Annotated in this window: 18 protein-coding genes and 1 other RNA gene; 10 read left to right on the forward strand and 9 right to left on the reverse strand. The window is 62.8% G+C overall.

Annotation, left to right across the window (positions count from 1 at the left end):
• Positions 1 to 28: 28 nt before the first annotated feature.
• The 4 genes from AB4Z20_RS09265 to AB4Z20_RS09280 form a co-directional block, all read right to left on the reverse strand.
• Complete coding sequence (locus AB4Z20_RS09265; protein WP_442089777.1) at positions 29 to 634, reverse strand: 5-formyltetrahydrofolate cyclo-ligase; 606 nt, start codon at positions 632 to 634, stop codon at positions 29 to 31.
• A 114-nt stretch (positions 635 to 748) separates the two neighbouring features.
• A non-coding RNA gene (gene ssrS, locus AB4Z20_RS09270) (6S RNA) lies at positions 749 to 928 on the reverse strand.
• Between the two features lie 30 nt (positions 929 to 958).
• Positions 959 to 1,276 (reverse strand): cell division protein ZapA, encoded by a 318-nt coding sequence (locus AB4Z20_RS09275; protein WP_003177364.1) that lies wholly within the window; start codon positions 1,274 to 1,276, stop codon positions 959 to 961.
• Complete coding sequence (locus tag AB4Z20_RS09280) at positions 1,273 to 1,482, reverse strand: TIGR02449 family protein (RefSeq protein ID WP_003177365.1); 210 nt, start codon at positions 1,480 to 1,482, stop codon at positions 1,273 to 1,275. Before AB4Z20_RS09280 ends, AB4Z20_RS09275 begins: the two co-directional genes overlap by 4 nt.
• Before the next feature lie 129 nt (positions 1,483 to 1,611).
• Between AB4Z20_RS09280 and AB4Z20_RS09285 the strand changes: the two genes are divergently transcribed.
• The 8 genes from AB4Z20_RS09285 to gcvH all read left to right on the forward strand — a co-directional run bounded on the left by AB4Z20_RS09285 (position 1,612) and on the right by gcvH (position 10,732).
• On the forward strand, positions 1,612 to 2,166 hold the full coding sequence (locus AB4Z20_RS09285; protein ID WP_442089778.1) for a YecA/YgfB family protein: 555 nt from the start codon (positions 1,612 to 1,614) through the stop codon (positions 2,164 to 2,166).
• Positions 2,167 to 2,191: 25 nt separating this feature from the next.
• Entirely contained in the window at positions 2,192 to 3,526 is a 1,335-nt protein-coding gene (pepP, locus tag AB4Z20_RS09290) for a Xaa-Pro aminopeptidase (RefSeq protein ID WP_442089779.1), read from the forward strand.
• Entirely contained in the window at positions 3,523 to 4,710 is a 1,188-nt protein-coding gene (gene ubiH / locus AB4Z20_RS09295) for a 2-octaprenyl-6-methoxyphenyl hydroxylase (protein WP_442089780.1), read from the forward strand. The genes pepP and ubiH overlap by 4 nt, the downstream gene beginning before the upstream one ends.
• Positions 4,711 to 4,777: 67 nt before the next feature.
• Positions 4,778 to 5,995 carry a 2-octaprenyl-3-methyl-6-methoxy-1,4-benzoquinol hydroxylase gene (locus AB4Z20_RS09300; protein WP_253478336.1) on the forward strand — a complete coding sequence of 406 codons (1,218 nt, stop codon included), beginning with the start codon at positions 4,778 to 4,780 and terminating at the stop codon, positions 5,993 to 5,995.
• Between the two features lie 225 nt (positions 5,996 to 6,220).
• On the forward strand, positions 6,221 to 7,225 hold the full coding sequence (locus AB4Z20_RS09305; RefSeq protein WP_442089781.1) for an extracellular solute-binding protein: 1,005 nt from the start codon (positions 6,221 to 6,223) through the stop codon (positions 7,223 to 7,225).
• A 210-nt stretch (positions 7,226 to 7,435) separates the two neighbouring features.
• Positions 7,436 to 9,052 (forward strand): ABC transporter permease, encoded by a 1,617-nt coding sequence (locus AB4Z20_RS09310; protein ID WP_442089782.1) that lies wholly within the window; start codon positions 7,436 to 7,438, stop codon positions 9,050 to 9,052.
• A gap of 155 nt (positions 9,053 to 9,207) precedes the next feature.
• The gene (gcvT, locus tag AB4Z20_RS09315) at positions 9,208 to 10,290 is read left to right on the forward strand and encodes a glycine cleavage system aminomethyltransferase GcvT (RefSeq protein ID WP_442089783.1); all 1,083 of its coding nucleotides are present in this window, start codon (positions 9,208 to 9,210) and stop codon (positions 10,288 to 10,290) included.
• Positions 10,291 to 10,342: 52 nt separating this feature from the next.
• On the forward strand, positions 10,343 to 10,732 hold the full coding sequence (gene gcvH / locus AB4Z20_RS09320; protein ID WP_258689700.1) for a glycine cleavage system protein GcvH: 390 nt from the start codon (positions 10,343 to 10,345) through the stop codon (positions 10,730 to 10,732).
• Here gcvH and AB4Z20_RS09325 read toward each other — a convergent pair.
• The 4 genes from AB4Z20_RS09325 to AB4Z20_RS09340 form a co-directional block, all read right to left on the reverse strand.
• Positions 10,713 to 11,063: a DUF2388 domain-containing protein gene (locus tag AB4Z20_RS09325; protein ID WP_442089830.1), complete on the reverse strand. Its 351-nt coding sequence runs from the start codon at positions 11,061 to 11,063 to the stop codon at positions 10,713 to 10,715. The two genes, gcvH and AB4Z20_RS09325, sit on opposite strands and share 20 nt — an antisense overlap.
• A gap of 65 nt (positions 11,064 to 11,128) precedes the next feature.
• Positions 11,129 to 11,515: an NfeD family protein gene (locus tag AB4Z20_RS09330; RefSeq protein ID WP_442089831.1), complete on the reverse strand. Its 387-nt coding sequence runs from the start codon at positions 11,513 to 11,515 to the stop codon at positions 11,129 to 11,131.
• Between the two features lie 37 nt (positions 11,516 to 11,552).
• Positions 11,553 to 13,337 (reverse strand): GspE/PulE family protein, encoded by a 1,785-nt coding sequence (locus AB4Z20_RS09335; protein ID WP_253470300.1) that lies wholly within the window; start codon positions 13,335 to 13,337, stop codon positions 11,553 to 11,555.
• Between the two features lie 144 nt (positions 13,338 to 13,481).
• Positions 13,482 to 13,826: a hypothetical protein gene (locus AB4Z20_RS09340; RefSeq protein ID WP_320389606.1), complete on the reverse strand. Its 345-nt coding sequence runs from the start codon at positions 13,824 to 13,826 to the stop codon at positions 13,482 to 13,484.
• A 126-nt stretch (positions 13,827 to 13,952) separates the two neighbouring features.
• Here AB4Z20_RS09340 and AB4Z20_RS09345 point away from each other — a divergent pair, with 126 nt between their 5' ends.
• Positions 13,953 to 14,423 (forward strand): Lrp/AsnC family transcriptional regulator, encoded by a 471-nt coding sequence (locus tag AB4Z20_RS09345; RefSeq protein ID WP_057449489.1) that lies wholly within the window; start codon positions 13,953 to 13,955, stop codon positions 14,421 to 14,423.
• A gap of 106 nt (positions 14,424 to 14,529) precedes the next feature.
• On the opposite strand, the gene AB4Z20_RS09350 is transcribed toward AB4Z20_RS09345, so the two are convergent.
• A complete protein-coding gene (locus AB4Z20_RS09350; RefSeq protein ID WP_442089784.1) occupies positions 14,530 to 15,897 on the reverse strand; it encodes a CYTH domain-containing protein in 1,368 nt (455 codons plus the stop codon).
• A gap of 147 nt (positions 15,898 to 16,044) precedes the next feature.
• On the opposite strand from AB4Z20_RS09350, the gene argE reads away from it, so the two are divergent.
• Positions 16,045 to 17,202 (forward strand): acetylornithine deacetylase, encoded by a 1,158-nt coding sequence (gene argE / locus AB4Z20_RS09355; protein ID WP_253470296.1) that lies wholly within the window; start codon positions 16,045 to 16,047, stop codon positions 17,200 to 17,202.
• Positions 17,203 to 17,308: the final 106 nt, after the last annotated feature.

Below are 17,308 nucleotides of genomic sequence, written 5' to 3' on the forward strand. Positions count from 1 at the left end.
TTCCTGGCGCCGCTGATGACCGCGGCGTCTACCCCGCGATATACCAATGCCTGTCGCTGACCGTTCCCTGCAGCGGCACGTCCCAGCTTGCCTGCGCCAATCGTTCGACTTTCTGGCATTCATGGGCCAGCCCCAATAGCGTCGGCTTGCGCCACTGCTTGCGCCGTGCCAGATACGCCAGGCTGCGGTCATAAAAGCCGCCGCCCATGCCCAGCCGACCACCCGCATCATCAAACCCCACCAGTGGCAACAACACCAGGTCCAGCGTCCAGACCTTGCGTTGCCGGGCGATGTTCTTGCGCGGCTCTGGGATGCGAAACCGGTTGGGCTGCATTTTTTCGCCGGGGTGGATTCGCTGGAACACCATCTTGGTCTGCGGCCACGGGCTGAGCACCGGCAGGTAAGTGGCCTTGCCCCGGCGTTGGGCTGCGCGCAGCAGCAGGCGCGGGTCGATCTCGCCGTCGTTGGGCAGGTACAGGGCGATGTGCTTCGCGCGGCGAAACAGCGGGTGCTGGGCCAGTTGCTTGTACAGCCCGTGGGCGGCTTGCCGTTGCTGGGCGGGCGTCAGGGCGTGCCGGGCCTGGCGCAGCAGGCGTCGAAGTTGCGGGCGGGGCAGCAGCGCAGGTTCGGTCATATCAGTGCTTCACGCAGTGGCGATGCCACAGCGTAACCGCAAAACAGGCTGCTCAGAAATGCCTGCGCCAGAAACGACAATGCCAGTCCACATGGACTGGCATTGTCTGGAATCAGGCTCCCCGGATGAACCGCTGTCGGCTTAGCCCTTGAACCCGAAAGTTCAAGGTGGAAGTTGCAGGGGGCGTTAAGGCTTTCCGTCAAGCGGACATGCACACCGGCCCCAACGTGCAACCCCCGTGGTTGTGCGTATCGGCTCAGGGACATCACCAACTGGCAAGCACCCCAGGGAGTGATGCGAGTATACCCCAGGCAGCCTCGCGAATCAGCCCTTGCTGACGTCTGGATCGGTGGCGAGCACCAGATCCACCCGATCGAGCAGGTCGCGCACCTGTTCACGGGTCGAGCCGCTGACCTGCAGGTCCGGCGTATCCTGGCGATGCAGCAGGTCGTGGGTGATGTTCAAGGCAGCCATCACGGCGATGCGGTCGGCACCGATGACTTTGCCGCTGCTGCGGATCTCGCGCATCTTGCCGTCCAGGTAACGGGCGGCGCTCACCAGGTTGCTACGCTCTTCCTGGGGGCAGATGATCGAATATTCTTTGTCGAGGATCTGCACGGTAACGCTATTGCTTGAACTCATGAGTCTTGCTCCAGGGCCTTGAGGCGCGAAATCATCGATTCGACCTTACGCCGGGCGATTTCGTTTTTTTCAATGAGATGCGCGCGTTCCTCGCGCCAGGTTTTTTCCTGAGCTAATAGGAGTCCGTTTTGGCTCTTAAGTTGCTCGACCCGGTCAATTAGCAGTTCGAGTCTGGCCATCAGCGCTTGCAGGTCGGTGTCTTCCATTGTGTCCACTGAAGATTGTGTCTGATGGAGGGTATGAGTCGCACAGCCTCTGATAGTCTTGGCGAGTCTGTCGATGTAGGATACAAGGCCTCCATTCTAGACATAGCGCCGTCTGGCGCCTAGCTGCCCATGCCCATTCAGAATTCCCCGTATCAAGCATTCGCCACCCTGCTGAGCACCAGCGGTCATCCTGTCTCGCCTGCCGAACTGCATGGCCTGCTGCTCGGTCGCAGCTGCGCCGGCGCCGGTTTCGATGCCGCCGGCTGGTTGGCCGACGCCGCCGAGCTGCTGGAAGGCGAGCCGGCGGACAACGTCCGCAACGCGCTTATCGGCCTGCAGGAAATGGTCAAGGGCGAGCTGACCAGCGACGACATGACCGTCGTCCTGCTGCTGCCCACTGACGACGCCCCCTTGGCTGAACGCGCCGCGGCGCTGGGCCAGTGGTGCCAGGGCTTCCTCGCCGGCTTCGGCCTGACCCGCCGCGAATACGCCTTGAGCGAAGAGGCCAAGGAAGTGTTGCAGGACCTGGCCGCGATCTCCCAGGTCCAGGATGCCCTGGAAGAATCCGATGACGGCGAAAGCGACTACATGGAAGTGATGGAGTACCTGCGGGTCGCGCCATTGCTGCTGTTCACCGAGACCAAGAAAACCGATGCAGCGGCCTCCAAGCCGTCCTTGCATTAATTTTTAGAGGGAACCCCGTCTGCCCATGATTCATATCCCGAAATCGGAATACAGCCGTCGCCGCAAGGCCCTGATGGCGCAGATGGAACCCAACAGCATCGCAATCCTGCCCGCCGCCGCCGTTGCGATCCGCAACCGCGACGTCGAGCACGTCTACCGCCAGGACAGCGACTTCCAGTACCTCAGCGGCTTTCCCGAGCCGCAAGCGGTGCTGGTGCTGATGCCCGGCCGCGCCCATGGCGAATACATCCTCTTTTGCCGCGAGCGCAACGCCGAACGTGAGTTGTGGGATGGCCTGCGCGCCGGCCAGGAAGGGGCGATCCGTGACTACGGTGCCGACGACGCGTTTCCCATCACCGACATCGACGACATCCTGCCGGGCCTGATCGAAGGCCGCGACCGGGTGTATTCGGCCATGGGCAGCAACCCGGAATTCGACCGGCACCTGATGGAGTGGATCAACGTGATTCGCTCCAAGGCCCACCTCGGCGCCCAGCCGCCGAACGAATTCGTTGCCCTGGATCATCTGCTGCATGACATGCGCCTGTATAAATCGGCGGCAGAAGTGAAAGTGATGCGCGAAGCGGCGCGGATTTCCGCCCAGGCGCACATTCGGGCGATGCAGGCGGCGCGCCCGGGGCTGCATGAGTTCAGCCTGGAAGCCGAGCTCGATTATGAGTTCCGCAAGGGCGGGGCGAAGATGCCCGCCTATGGTTCGATCGTCGCGGCGGGGCGCAACAGCTGCATCCTGCACTACCAGCAGAACGACGCGCTGCTCAAGGACGGCGACCTGGTGCTGATCGACGCCGGCTGTGAAATCGACTGCTACGCCAGCGATATCACCCGTACCTGGCCAGTCAGTGGCAAGTATTCGCCCGAGCAGAAGGCGATCTACGAAGTGGTGCTGGCTGCCCAGGAAGCCGCGTTTGCCCAGATCGCGCCGGACAAACACTGGAACCAGGCCCACGAAGCGACGGTGCGGGTGATTACCGAGGGGCTGGTGCACCTTGGGCTGCTGGAGGGTGAGGTGGACGCGTTGATCGCCAGCGAGGCCTACCGGGCGTTCTACATGCACCGCGCTGGCCACTGGCTGGGCATGGACGTGCACGACGTGGGTGAATACCGCGTTGGTGGCGAGTGGCGGGTACTTGAGGTCGGCATGACGCTGACGGTGGAGCCGGGCATCTACATCGGCCCGAACAATCGCAGCGTCGCGAAAAAATGGCGCGGCATTGGCGTGCGCATCGAGGATGACGTGGTAGTGACCAAAACCGGTTGTGAAATCCTGAGCCACGGCGTACCGAAGACGGTCGCCGACATCGAGGCCCTGATGGCCGCCGCCCGGACGCAAACGGCATGACCCGGGTCAATCTGGCGATCGTCGGTGGCGGCCTGGTTGGCGCGAGCCTGGCGCTGGCCCTGCAGGCCGGTGCCAAGGCCCGGGGCTGGAAGATCATGCTGATCGAGCCCTTCGCCCCCGGCGACGCTTGGCAGCCAAGCTACGATGCCCGGTCCTCGGCATTGTCCTACGGTGCCCGGCAGATTTATCAACGCTTGGGTGTCTGGCAGGAGATTTCCCGCCGCGCCGAACCGATCAAACAGATCCATGTGTCCGACCGCGGGCGGTTTTCCACGGCGCGGCTGTCGGCCATGGAAGAGGGCGTGCCGGCGCTGGGCTACGTGGTGGAAAACGCCTGGCTCGGCCAGTGCCTGTGGCAAGGCCTGGACCCGGAAGTGGTCAGTTGGCGCTGCCCGGCGCAGGTCACCCGCATGGAACCGCTGGTCGGCGGTTATCGCCTGACCCTCGACGACGAAACCACCCTGGAATGCGACCTTGCCGTACTGGCCGATGGCGGTCGCTCCGGCCTGCGCGAGCAGTTGGGTATCGGCGTGCGCAGTCGGCCCTACGACCAGAGTGCCTTGATCGCCAATATCACCCCCAGCGAAGCCCACAACGGCATGGCCTTCGAACGTTTCACCGATGACGGCCCGATGGCCTTGTTGCCGCTGCCGGAGAATCGTTGCGCGCTGGTCTGGACTCGCCAGGGCATGGACGCACAACGGCTGGCGGCCCTCGACGGGCACAGTTTCCTCAGCGAATTGCAGGGCGTGTTCGGCTATCGCCTGGGCACCCTGAAACAGGTGGGCGTGCGACATCTGTACCCGCTGGCGCTGGTGGAGGCCGAAGAACAGGTCCGTCCGCACCTGGCGATCCTGGGCAACGCCGCCCACAGCCTGCACCCGATTGCCGGGCAGGGGTTCAACTTGTCCCTGCGCGATGCCCAGGCTCTTGCCGATGCGCTGCTCGACAGCGAAAGCGAGCCGGGGGATTTTGCCGTGTTGCAAGCCTATCGCGAGCGCCAGCGAATGGATCAGGTCCTGACCGTGGGCTTTTCCGACCAGGTCACGCGGCTGTTCGCCAGCAACCTGCCGTTGGTGTCCCTGGGCCGTAACCTCGGCCTGTTGGGTCTCGACTTGCTGCCGCCGGCCAAGCGCTGGTTCGCCCGTCAGGCCATGGGGCTGGGGACGCGTCCCGATGCTTGAGGCCGGGGCTGTCATTTCTTTTCATGGGCGACCGATGTCGCCAGCAAAACAGGCTTAGAGCATGGAATTGCGTGCAGATCTGCTGATTGTCGGCGCCGGTATGGTCGGCAGCGCCCTGGCGCTGGCGTTGCAGGGCAGTGGCCTGCAAGTGCTGTTGCTCGACGGCAGCCCGATGAGCGTCAAACCCTTCGATCCCCAGGCCGCGTTCGAGCCCCGGGTCAGTGCCTTGTCGACGGCCAGCCAGCGGATCCTCGAGCGCCTGGGCGTCTGGGACGGCATCACCGCCCGACGCGCCAGCCCCTATACCGACATGCACGTCTGGGACGGCAGCGGCACCGGGCAGATCCATTTCTCGGCGGCCAGCCTGCACGCCGAGACGCTTGGGCACATCGTTGAAAACCGCGTTGTGCAGGACGCCTTGCTGGATCGACTGCATGACTGCGACCTGGGCCTGCTGGCCAATGCCCGGCTGGAACAGATGCGTCGTTCCGGTGACGACTGGCTGCTGACCTTGGCCGATGGCCGCACGTTGCGGGCGCCCCTGGTCATCGCGGCTGACGGCGCGAATTCCGCTGTGCGCCGCCTGACCGGCGTTGCCACGCGCGAATGGGATTACCTGCACCACGCCATCGTCACCAGCGTGCGCAGCGCCCGGCCGCATCGAATGACGGCCTGGCAGCGCTTCACCGACAACGGTCCGCTGGCGTTCCTGCCACTTGAGCGTGACGGTCAGCACGATTGGTGCTCGATCGTCTGGTCCACCACCCCCGGTGAAGCGCAGCGCTTGATGGCGCTCGATGAAACTCAATTCTGCAGCGAACTGGAACGAGCCTTCGAAGGCCAGCTCGGCACGGTACTGAGTGCCGACCCGCGGCTGTGCGTGCCGCTGCGCCAACGACATGCCAAGCGCTATGTAGCCGAAGGGCTGGCGTTGATCGGCGACGCCGCCCATACCATTCATCCGTTGGCCGGGCAGGGCGTGAACCTGGGCTTCCTCGACGCCGCCGTGCTGGCCGAAGTGCTGTTGCAGGCAGCCGGGCGTGGCGAACGACTGGCGGACGTGAAGGTGCTGAGCCGCTACGAGCGGCGACGCATGCCCCATAACCTGGCGTTGATGGCGGCGATGGAGGGGTTCGAGCGCTTGTTCCAGGCCGATCCACTGCCGGTGCGCTGGTTGCGTAACACCGGGCTGAAGCTGGTAGACAGCATGCCCGAGGCCAAGGCGTTGTTCGTGCGCGAGGCGCTGGGGTTGATTGGCGATTTGCCGGATCTGGCCAAGGCCTGAGAGGTGGGTTGGGGCTTATGGCCTCATCGCGGGCAAGCCTTGCTCCCACAGGTGTGCAGTTTGAGATGACCTTTGTGGGAGCAAGGCTTGCCCGCGATGGCGGACGCAAAAACACCTCGCATCTCAAAGTTGCAACATTTGGAAATGTGTCCACCCACTGTTCGATTGAGAAGCCAAATGTGAGTCCTTATCATTTGCGCACTTTATACTCGAGAGACTGCCCCCATGTCGGCACCCAAGCGCCTGCTGTCCGCCCTCGCCTTGACCCTGATCGGTACCACTGCCGCCCAGGCCGCCAATGAGGTGGTGGTCTACTCTTCGCGCATCGACGAACTGATCAAGCCGGTCTTCGATGCCTACACCAAGAAAACCGGCGTGTCGGTGAAGTTCATCACCGACAAGGAAGCGCCACTGATGCAGCGGATCAAGGCCGAGGGCGAGAACGCCACCGCCGACCTGCTGCTCACCGTCGACGCCGGCAACCTCTGGCAGGCCGAGCAGATGGGCATCCTCCAGCCGTTCACCTCGCCGGTGATCGACGCTAACATCCCGTCTCAATACCGCGCTTCTTCCCACGCCTGGACCGGCTTGAGCCTGCGGGCGCGGACCATTGTCTACTCCACCGATCGGGTCAAACCCGCTGAGCTGAGCACCTACGAGGCCTTGGCGGGTGACGAATGGGAAGGCCGCCTGTGCCTGCGCACGTCGAAGAAGGTCTATAACCAGTCGCTGACCGCCACCCTGATCGAAACCCACGGTGCGGAAAAAACCGAGGAGATCCTCAAGGGCTGGGTCCGGAACCTGTCCACCGACGTCTTCTCCGATGACACCGCGCTGCTTGAGGCGATCAACGCCGGGCAGTGCGACGTCGGCATCGTCAATACCTACTACTATGGCCGCCTGCACCAGCAGAAGCCGGACCTGAAGGTGAAGCTGTTCTGGCCGAACCAGGCCGACCGAGGGGTGCATATCAACCTCTCGGGGATTGGCTTGACCCAGCATGCACCGCATCCGGACGCCGCGAAGAAGCTGGTGGAGTGGATGACCACGCCGGAGGCGCAAAGCATCTTCGCCGACGTGAACCAGGAATTCCCGGCCAACCCGAAAGTCGAGCCGTCCAAGGAAGTAGCGGCCTGGGGCAAGTTCAAGGCCGATACCCTGCCGGTGGAAGTCGCGGGTAAACGCCAGGCCGAAGCCATTCGCATGATGGATCGCGCTGGCTGGAACTGAGACCTGTGGTGAGGGAGCTTGCTCCCGCTGGGCCTGTAGGAGCTGTGTAGGAGCTGTCGAGTGCAACGAGGCTGCGATCTTTCCCCACCCACTTGAATCTCAAGCGAAAGATCAGAAAGATCAAAAGATCGCAGGCTTCGCCAGCTCCTACAGAGCCCCGCGGGAGCAAGCTCCCTCGCCACATGACCGTTTGTTTAACGAGAGTATTCCTTGGCCCACCCCGCCCAACGCCGCTGGTATCCCCTGGTCTTCGCCATCGCCGTGCTGGTCCTGTTGCCCTTGAGCGTCTTGCTGCTGTCCTGGCAGAGCATCGACCAACAGATCTGGTCCCACCTGTGGGACACGCAAATGCCGCGCTTGCTGGGCAACACCCTCACGTTGATCCTTGGCGTGGGTGTCGGGGTGACGTTGCTGGGTGTCAGCCTCGCCTGGCTCACCAGCCTGTGTGAGTTCCCCGGGCGCCGCTGGCTCGACTGGGCGTTGATGCTGCCGTTTGCGATTCCGGCCTACGTGTTGGCGTTTGTCTTCGTTGGCCTGCTGGACTTTGCCGGCCCCGTACAGACGCTCATGCGGGAATGGTTCGGCAGCGGCCTGCGCCTGCCCCGGGTCCGTTCCACCGGTGGGGTGATCCTGGTGCTGGTGCTGGTCTTTTACCCTTACGTCTATCTGCTGGCGCGCAGTGCATTCCTGGCCCAGGGCAAGGGCTTGATGGAAGCCGCGCGGGTGCTCGGGCAATCGCCGTGGCAGGCGTTCTGGCGCGTGGCGCTGCCGATGGCCCGGCCGGCCATCGGTGCAGGCGTGGCGTTGGCGCTGATGGAAACCCTGGCGGATTTCGGCGCGGTGTCGGTGTTCAACTTCGACACCTTTACCACCGCGATCTACAAGACCTGGTATGGCTTCTTCAGCCTCTCCAGCGCTGCCCAACTGGCCAGCCTGCTGTTGCTGGCGGTGATGCTGGTGCTCTACGGCGAACGCCGGGCCCGCGGGGCCCACCGAGCCAGCAACGAACGTCCCCGAGCCAAGGCTTTGTATACGTTGCGCGGTCTCAAGGCCGTGGCAGCCAGCAGTTGGTGCTTCCTGGTGTTTGCCTGCGCGTTTGTCATTCCGGTGCTGCAGTTGGTGGTGTGGTTCTGGCAGCGCGGTCGTTTCGACCTGGACGAGCGTTATGCCGGGCTGATCGTCCACACCCTCTACCTGGGCGGCCTGGCCGCGCTGATCACCGTTTGCGTGGCCTTGCTGCTGGCGTTCGCCCGGCGGCTGGCGCCAACCCGTCCGATTCGTGCCGGCGTCGGCCTGGCGAACCTGGGTTATGCCTTGCCCGGTTCGGTGCTGGCGGTGTCGATCATGCTTGCATTCAGCTACCTGGACCGTGAGCTGGTCATCCCGCTGTCGAGCTGGCTCGGCGGGGCAGGCAAGCCGTTGTTGCTGGGTAGCCTGTCGGCGCTGTTGCTGGCGTATCTGGTGCGCTTCCTGGCCGTGGCCTACGGTCCATTGGAAAGCAGCCTGGCGCGAATTCGTCCGTCTTTGCCCGAGGCTGCGCGCAGCCTTGGGGTCAGTGGGCCACGACTGTTTTTCAAAGTGTATCTGCCCTTGCTGTTGCCCGGCACCTTGAGCGCGGCGTTGCTGGTGTTCGTTGACGTGCTCAAGGAAATGCCCGCCACCCTGCTGATGCGCCCGTTCGGCTGGGACACGCTGGCGGTGCGGATCTTCGAGATGACCAGCGAAGGGGAGTGGGCCCGGGCCGCGCTGCCAGCGCTGACGTTGGTACTGGTGGGGTTATTGCCGGTCATCGGATTGATACGCCGTTCGGCCCATCGAAACAGCTAGGTGTCAGTCCCACCTCATGCGGCTACAATGCGCGGCATTCGGTGCGGTCCGTCTGTCGGACCGGGCAACTGAGAACGTCAGAAAACTCCTTTTTTCAGACGTTCGCGCTATGCAGTGCCCGTCCGCACCTTCGCCAAGCCCGGAAGGAGAAACCCATGGGACAGCGTACGCCTCTGTATGACCTTCATCTCGCCCTCGGCGCGAAGATGGTCGATTTTGGCGGTTGGGATATGCCTTTGCACTACGGCTCGCAAGTCGAAGAACACCATCAGGTGCGTCGCGACTGCGGAGTGTTCGATGTATCCCACATGACCGTGATCGATGTCGCCGGCCCCCAGGCCAAGGTCTGGTTGCAGCGTTTGCTGGCCAATGACGTCGATCGTTTGCAGGACACAGGCAGTGCCTTGTACAGCGCGATGCTCAATGAGCGCGGCGGCATCGTCGACGACATGATCATCTACCGGGTCGAGGACGGCTATCGGCTGGTCTTCAACGCCTCGACTCGCGATCAGGACCTGGCCTGGATGCAGGCACAGCTCGGTGGCTACGACGTGCAGCTGCATGAGCGCCCCGAGCTGGCGATGCTGGCGATCCAGGGCCCCCAGGCCCGGCAGAAGATTGCCGAACTGGTGACGCAACCGCGCGGGCAAATCATCCAGCAACTCAAGCCTTTCGAAGGTCGCGCCGACGGCGAATGGTTCATCGCCCGGACCGGCTATACCGGCGAAGATGGCCTGGAAATCGTCTTGCCTGCCCAGGAGGCCCCGAGTTTCTTCAACGACCTGGTAGGGGCCGGCATTTCGCCCATCGGCCTCGGCGCCCGCGATACCTTGCGCTTGGAGGCCGGCATGAACCTCTACGGCCAGGACATCAACCAGGACGTTTCGCCGCTGGCTTCGAACATGGCCTGGAGCATCGCCTGGGAACCGGCGAGCCGTCCGTTCATCGGGCGCAGTGCGCTGGAAGCCGAGATTGCCAGCGGTGTGCAGCACAAACTGGTTGGGCTGGTGCTGGAAGAACGGGGTGTCTTGCGCGCCCATCAGGTGGTTCGCATCGCCAATGTTGGCGAAGGGGAGATCACCAGTGGTAGTTTTTCTCCTACGCTTAGCAAGTCGATCGCCCTGGCACGTGTTCCGATGGCTACCGCCGACCGTGCCGAGGTAGAAATTCGCGGTAAGTGGTACCCGGTACGGGTGGTCAAACCGACCTTCGTCCGCCATGGCAAAACCCTGATCTAACCTTTTGCGGCGGGCCGCTGGCCGCTGACACTTTCTCTTGAGGACACAGAATATGAGCGATATCCCTGCCGAACTGCGTTTTGCCGAAAGCCATGAGTGGGCACGCCTGGAAGCTGACGGTACCGTCACCGTAGGCATCAGCGATCATGCGCAGGAAGCCTTGGGCGATGTGGTATTTGTCGAGCTGACTGAAGTCGGTAAGGTCTTTGGCGCAGGCGACCAGGCCGGTGTGGTTGAGTCGGTCAAGGCCGCTTCCGACATCTATTCCCCTATCTCAGGTGAAGTGATTGCGATCAACGAAGAGTTGGGCGGTTCGCCGGAGCTGCTGAATTCCGATCCGTATGGCGCCTGGATCTTCAAGCTCAAGCCAAGCGACAAGGCTGAGCTGGACAAGCTGCTCGATGCGGCAGGTTACCAGGCCGCTATTGGCGAAGGCGAATAAGGACGACTGCACCTGTGGGAGCGAGCTTGCTCGCGATAGCGGTGGACCAGCAGCATTGATGTTGGCTGACACGCAGGCCTGGGTTGTCGGCACGCACTTTCTGCATCGCCGCTTCCAGGTAAGGGCCACGAATACCGCCGTCACTGGCGACGAAGCTGCCGGCATCATCCTGGGCGGCGACGATCAGCTTGTGATCCTTGAAAGTCAGGTAGGTGGAACCGGTGGTCGCACCGGATGAGATGACGTTACGCCAAAACGTGTCGGCCATTGCCGAGCCAACAGGTAGAGACAGCAAGGCTAGGGTAGCGACAGCAAGTTTGAGACGCATGATAGGGGACTCCACTGGGTTAACTATGATGTTGGATTACCTGCGCCTCTATTCAGTTCCATGCCTTGTCAGTCAGCCCGTTCCACCTGCAGCACCGCGCCTTCCTGCGCCACCACCCTGACCCGCATTCCCACGGACGACTCGGGCCCCTTGGCCAGCCAGACACTGTCGGCCACCTTGATCTTGCCGCGGCCATCGACAATCGCTTCATGAACCTGGAAGACCTTGCCGATCAGCTCTTGCCCGCGCAGGTTCAGGTGCGGCTGATCGCTTTGGCGCACCGCGCTGCGCTGGCGCCGCCACCAGTACAGCGCTGTTGCGATGGCGAACAGGCCGAACAACAGGAACTGCAGCTCCCACGGCATCTGCGGCAGGATGAACGTGAGCACGCCGACCGCCGCGGCGGCCATGCCGATCCACAGCAAGTAGCCGCCGGCGCCGAACACTTCAAGGATCAGCAGGAGACGCCTCTCGCCACAGGTGCTGCCACAGCTACTTCTGCTCGCTCTGCGGCGTCACCCGCAACACTTCCTCGACCGTGGTCAAGCCCGCCGCCACCTTTTGCGCCCCCGACAGTCGCAGGCTGCGCATGCCTTCCTTGAATGCCTGGCGGCGCACCGCCAGCAGGTCGGTGTCGGGGTGGATCAAGGCCTTGACGCTGTCGGTCAGTTGCATGATTTCGTAGACGCCCGCGCGACCGCGGTAACCGGTGTCACGGCATTCCAGGCAACCGACGGCCTGTTGGGCGTTGCTCGGCAGTGGCGCCTGCCAGGGCCGCGTCAGGGTTTGCCAGTCATCTTCGTCCAGGGTCAGGGGCGCCTTGCATTGCGGGCACAAGGTGCGCACCAGTCGCTGGGCCATGACTCCGAGCACGGTGGCCTTGATCAGGTAATGGGGCACACCTAGCTCCAGCAGGCGGCTGATGGCGCTCGGCGCGTCGTTGGTGTGCAGCGTCGACAGCACAAGGTGCCCGGTGAGCGCCGCCTGGATCGCCATCTCGGCAGTCTCCAGGTCGCGGATCTCACCGATCATGATGATGTCCGGGTCTTGCCGCATCAGCGCCCGCACCCCGGCAGCGAAGGTCAGGTCGATGTTGTGCTGGACCTGCATCTGGTTGAAAGAGGCCTCGACCATTTCAATCGGGTCCTCGATGGTGCAGAGGTTCACTTCTGGTGTCGCCAGCTTCTTGAGGGTGGTGTAGAGGGTGGTGGTCTTGCCGGAGCCGGTAGGCCCGGTCACCAGGATGATGCCGTTGGGCTGGCGGGTCATGTCCTGCCAGCGACGCAGGTCGTCGGCGGAGAAGCCGAGTTGGTCGAAGTCCTTGAGCAGCACTTCCGGGTCGAAAATCCGCATGACCATTTTTTCGCCGAACGCGGTGGGCAAGGTCGACAGGCGCAATTCCACTTCGCCGCCGTCCGGGGTCTTGGTCTTGACCCGGCCGTCCTGGGGTTTGCGTTTTTCGGCGACGTTCATCCGCCCCAGGCTCTTGAGACGGCTGACGATTGCCATCGTGACCTGCGGCGGGAACTGATAGACGGTGTGCAGCACGCCGTCGATGCGAAACCGCACGGTGCCCTGCTCGCGGCGCGGTTCGATGTGGATATCACTGGCGCGTTGCTGGAAGGCGTACTGGAACAGCCAGTCGACAATATTGACGATGTGGGCGTCGTTGGCGTCCGGCTCCTGGTCGCTGGCGCCCAGGTTGAGCAACTGTTCGAAATTGCTCAGGTTGCTCGGTTGCTGATCGACCGTGGTGGCGCCGCTGACCGATTTGGCCAGGCGATAGAACTCCACGCTCAAGCGCTGGATGTCCACCGGGTTGGCGACCACCCGCTTGATCGGCAGCTTGAGCACGTGGGTCAGGTCGGCTTCCCAACTGTTGACGTAGGGCTGTGCGCTGGCGACGGTGACGGCGTCACGATCGACCGCCACCGCAAGGATCTTGTGGCGCTGGGCAAAGGCATAGGACATCAAGGGTGTCACGGCCGCGACGTTGATTTTCAGCGGGTCGATGCGCATGTAGGGCTGGTCGGCCTGCTGGGACAACCACAGGGTCAGGTTCTCCAGGTCCAGGCGCTTGCCGGGTCGGCTGAGGTCGTCCAGGTGCTGGTTGGCGATGAACTCCAGCGGATGCAACTGGCTATTGGCGCTGTGGCGTCGGCGGGCGTTCAGCGCGGTTTCGGCTGAATCCTGGCTGATGAGGCCCTGGGTGACCAGTTGGCGCAGCAGATCGTTGAGGTCCAGCCAGCGGTCCTGAGTGGCGTGTTTGGTGGACATGCGGGTTCCTATTGGACAATTGCAGCAAAGCCGCGATACAGACGCTTCGGCGTCCTCGCTCGGTCTGCAAAAGAATAGTCCCGACCTCGTAGGCCGTTGGGCCACTACCCGACCAATGCGTTACCAATTCTTGCCCGTGGGTGTTCAACAGACGGCTTGGGCCGGCCCAACGTGCGCAATATCAGCGTCTTGCAGGTCCACCGAGCAGACGCTGATCAGGTTACGTAATTTTTCAGCGATGACCTGGGCACGGTGCCAGCTCAGCCCGTCCATGACGATGTCCAGCGATAGCATATCGCCTGGGCGTTCTACGTGAACCCGCTGCGGCGTCAGGCCCTGCAAGGCAAACAGGTTCAACGCCCGACACAGTAAATCCGGCTCGGCTTCGGCCAATATCTGGTACTGCACCCGACAATGGGTGTTGGCGGCGTGCCAGACGTCGGTGCGGGTCGGGACTACGGCAACGGCAACGGCTTCGAGTGGGGGCATGTTCGGTCTCCTTGGTGGCGGGAGAAATATTTACATGCCAGGCGGGGTATTTCTTATCTAAGATGAGTGATTCTGGCGACATTTCGAATCGCTTGATTCTCTACATCAATCATTTCGGGTTTGATTATGCACAGCGAATTGGATAGCTATGACCGCAGGATACTGGCGCTGCTGCAGGAGGATGCCTCGCTGTCCAGTGCACAGATCGCTGAACAGGTCGGCTTGTCTCAATCGCCATGCTGGCGGCGGATCCAGCGGATGAAGGAAGAGGGCATCATTCGTGGCCAGGTGACCCTGCTGGATCGCAAGAAAATCGGCCTTAACACGCAGATCTTCGCCGAAATCAAACTCAACGCCCACGGCCGTTCGAACTTCACCGAATTCACCGAGGCGATCCGCGGCTTTCCCGAAGTGCTGGAGTGTTACGTGCTGATGGGGTCGGTGGATTTTCTGCTGCGCATCGTCACGGCGGACATCGAGGCGTATGAGCGATTCTTTTTCGAAAAGCTGTCGATGGTGCCGGGGATCCAGGAAGTGAACTCGATCGTGGCGCTGTCGGAGATCAAGTCGACGACGAGTTTACCGGTGCTGCGCTGAGCTGGTTTCTGCGGTGTTTGTGCTGGCCTCATCGCGAGCAAGCTCGCTCCCACATTGGATCTCGATATAGACCCCTGTGGGAGCGAGCTTGCTCGCGATGGCGATCTTACAGGCGCAACAAAGTCTTCCAGGCCCGATTCTGGTAAACCGCAATCGCCTGTTGCTTGCGCGCATCCAGCGTTTCGTCGGTGATCGGTTGGTTGGCCAATTGCGCCAGTTTGTTCAGTTCACCGTAGAGGCGATCCATTTCCGGGATCTCCAGCACATGGCGGGCGTGGTGCAGCCAGGCCTGGATGCGTTCGATACGCGGCAGTTGCTCGGCCAGGTCTTCCGGCTGCTGCTGGTAGCGTTGCAGTTGCAGGGACGAGGATTCTTCGCCGAGCAGGCGCGGCAGCCAGCTGCCCAGTTGCGCCGCGCCCTGGCGATTGCCACGGGTGTTGCGCTCGGCGGCCCAGCTGCGCGCCAACAGCCAGCGTGAAGTGTTGAGGGAAAACAGGCCCCAGCGCGGGTCTTGCAGCTCTTCAAGGAACTGTTCCGGTGCCGCCTTGCGCACGTCTTCGTCATCCAGGCCGGCCTGGACCAGTGGGCGCCAGTCTTCCAGCAACGCGTCCAGGGCCAGGCGCAAGTCGTGGCTCGATTGGCGCGGCGCGGCCTGGCCGAGGCTGCTGAGCAGGGCACGCAGTTCGGCGAGGTTTTCCACCCAGTCCTGCAGCAGGCGCCAATGGCCGTTGAAACGGTATTGTTCGGCCAGGCGCTGGCTGCTGCCGAGCAGGTGCCAGCTCAGCGCGGCGAAGGCGTCATCCAGCGGCGTTTCGGCGGTCAGTTGTGGCGCTGGCAGGCTCAGGGCGTAGCTGCCCGCGTCATACAGGCGATAGCCACGCTCGGCCTTGCTGATGTCGCAGGGCATCAGGGGCAGGGTCGCGGCCAGCTCGGCGGCCAGTTCCAGCAGGGCGGCGGGTTCGCCTTCGCGCAGTTCCAGCTCCAGTTCGCAGATTTCTTCCTTCTGCTTGCCGACCACCACATGGCCCAGGTCCAGGGCGGCTTCGATGACCACCTTGCTTTTGCCACGGCCCCAGGCGATTTCAGCGCGTTCGCGAACGAAATCGGTGGTGAAGATGGCCTTGAGGGTTTTCTTGTCCAGTTCGGCCAAGGCCTCGGGCCAGCATTCGCCGTCGAGCTTCTTCAGGTCGAGCTTGGCCTTGGGCAGGTGCCAATCGTACTCGTTGCGCTCGGACAAGCCGGCGACGCTCTGGCCGCGGGTCTTGAGGGTCTGGATCACCTCTTCGCCGTCACGACGCAGGCGCAGGGCGACCTTGGCCTGGGCCAGGTCACGCTCCGGCGTGTCGAAATACTGGTTCATCAGTTCGTGGCGTTCCCAGCCACTCTTGTTGCGTTTTTTCAGCAGCGGATGCTCGCGCAAGGCTGCCAGGGTCTCGCGGCTGACGCGGAGTTTGATTTCGGTTTCTTTCTGCATGGCCGGAAAATCCAGGGATCGGGTGTGCAGCCGGGGGAAGGTGTGGCTGCCAAGGCCGTGCAGTGTACAGGACTCACTCGCCCTAGGTTTATTCCTGGGTCCAGATGGTTCTATGATGAACGCCAATCTGTAAGCCCGGAGTCAGCGATGCCTTTGCCGTCCATGAAAGATCAATTCGCTGCCCTGATCGCCGCACCTTCGGTCAGTTGTACCCAGCCTGGGCTGGACCAGTCCAACAGTGCCGTGATCGAGCTGCTGGCAGGCTGGCTCACCGAGCTGGGGTTCTGCTGTGATATCCAGCAGGTCAACCCCGGCAAATTCAACCTGCTGGCCAGTTTTGGCAGCGGTCCCGGCGGGCTGGTGCTGGCTGGCCACAGCGACACGGTGCCGTTCGACGGCGCGTTGTGGCAGACCGATCCGCTGAAGCTCACCGAGGTCGATGGCCGCTGGGTGGGCCTGGGCAGTTGTGACATGAAGGGTTTTTTCGCCTTGGCCATCGAAGCGGTCAAGCCGCTGCTGGACCAACCGTTCAAGCAACCGCTGCTGATCCTCGCGACCTGCGACGAAGAAAGCTCCATGTCCGGCGCCCGGGCCCTGGCCGATGCCGGGCGACCACTGGGGCGCGCGGCGGTGATCGGTGAGCCGACCGGCCTGCGGCCGATTCGCCTGCACAAAGGCGTGATGATGGAGCGCATCGACATTCTCGGGCGCAGCGGCCATTCCTCCGATCCGAGCCTGGGCCACAGCGCGCTGGAAGCCATGCACGATGCCATGGGCGAACTGCGCGGACTGCGCCTGCAATGGCAACGTGAGTTCCGTAACCCGCAGTTCACCGTGCCACAACCGACCCTGAACTTCGGCTGCATCCATGGCGGCGACAATCCCAACCGCATCTGCGGCCAATGCTCCATGGAATTCGACCTGCGCCCGTTGCCGGGCATGGACCCGCAAGTGCTGCGGGCGGCGATCCAACAGAAGCTGAACCCCATCGCCGAACGCCATCAAGTCAAGATCGACTACGCACCGCTGTTCCCCGAAGTGCCACCCTTCGAGCAGGCCGAAGACTGCGAGCTGGTACGGGTGGCCGAGCGACTTACCGGCCATCGTGCCGAAGCAGTGGCGTTTGGCACCGAAGCGCCTTATCTTCAGCGCCTTGGCTGCGAAACCCTGGTGCTCGGCCCTGGCGATATCGCCTGCGCCCACCAACCGGGCGAGTACCTTGAAATGTCACGTTTGCAACCTACCGTACAGTTGTTGCGGCAGTTGATCGGCCATTACTGCCTGACGCCGGCCACGGTCGGTTAAATTGCCCCCTTGCGGGGCCGTATTCATCACATGAGGAGAGCGCGCGTGTCGCCAAGCCTGTTCCGACGATAACCACCAGCCCCGTTGTGCGTTCTGTTTCGTCTTT

Origin of the sequence: Pseudomonas sp. KB_12, assembly GCF_052114545.1 — a bacterium.
Taxonomy (GTDB): Bacteria; Pseudomonadota; Gammaproteobacteria; order Pseudomonadales; family Pseudomonadaceae; genus Aquipseudomonas; species Aquipseudomonas brassicacearum.

Bases quoted from the DNA above. Each gene is read 5' to 3' on its own strand.
- AB4Z20_RS09265 (WP_442089777.1), bottom strand. From the start codon at position 634: ATGACCGAACCTGCGCTGCTGCCCCGCCCGCAACTTCGACGCCTGCTG.
- AB4Z20_RS09275 (WP_003177364.1), bottom strand. From the start codon at position 1,276: ATGAGTTCAAGCAATAGCGTTACCGTGCAGATCCTCGACAAAGAATAT.
- AB4Z20_RS09280 (WP_003177365.1), bottom strand. From the start codon at position 1,482: ATGGAAGACACCGACCTGCAAGCGCTGATGGCCAGACTCGAACTGCTA.
- AB4Z20_RS09285 (WP_442089778.1), top strand. From the start codon at position 1,612: ATGCCCATTCAGAATTCCCCGTATCAAGCATTCGCCACCCTGCTGAGC.
- pepP (WP_442089779.1), top strand. From the start codon at position 2,192: ATGATTCATATCCCGAAATCGGAATACAGCCGTCGCCGCAAGGCCCTG.
- ubiH (WP_442089780.1), top strand. From the start codon at position 3,523: ATGACCCGGGTCAATCTGGCGATCGTCGGTGGCGGCCTGGTTGGCGCG.
- AB4Z20_RS09305 (WP_442089781.1), top strand. From the start codon at position 6,221: ATGTCGGCACCCAAGCGCCTGCTGTCCGCCCTCGCCTTGACCCTGATC.
- gcvT (WP_442089783.1), top strand. From the start codon at position 9,208: ATGGGACAGCGTACGCCTCTGTATGACCTTCATCTCGCCCTCGGCGCG.
- gcvH (WP_258689700.1), top strand. From the start codon at position 10,343: ATGAGCGATATCCCTGCCGAACTGCGTTTTGCCGAAAGCCATGAGTGG.
- AB4Z20_RS09335 (WP_253470300.1), bottom strand. From the start codon at position 13,337: ATGTCCACCAAACACGCCACTCAGGACCGCTGGCTGGACCTCAACGAT.
- AB4Z20_RS09340 (WP_320389606.1), bottom strand. From the start codon at position 13,826: ATGCCCCCACTCGAAGCCGTTGCCGTTGCCGTAGTCCCGACCCGCACC.
- AB4Z20_RS09345 (WP_057449489.1), top strand. From the start codon at position 13,953: ATGCACAGCGAATTGGATAGCTATGACCGCAGGATACTGGCGCTGCTG.
- AB4Z20_RS09350 (WP_442089784.1), bottom strand. From the start codon at position 15,897: ATGCAGAAAGAAACCGAAATCAAACTCCGCGTCAGCCGCGAGACCCTG.
- argE (WP_253470296.1), top strand. From the start codon at position 16,045: ATGCCTTTGCCGTCCATGAAAGATCAATTCGCTGCCCTGATCGCCGCA.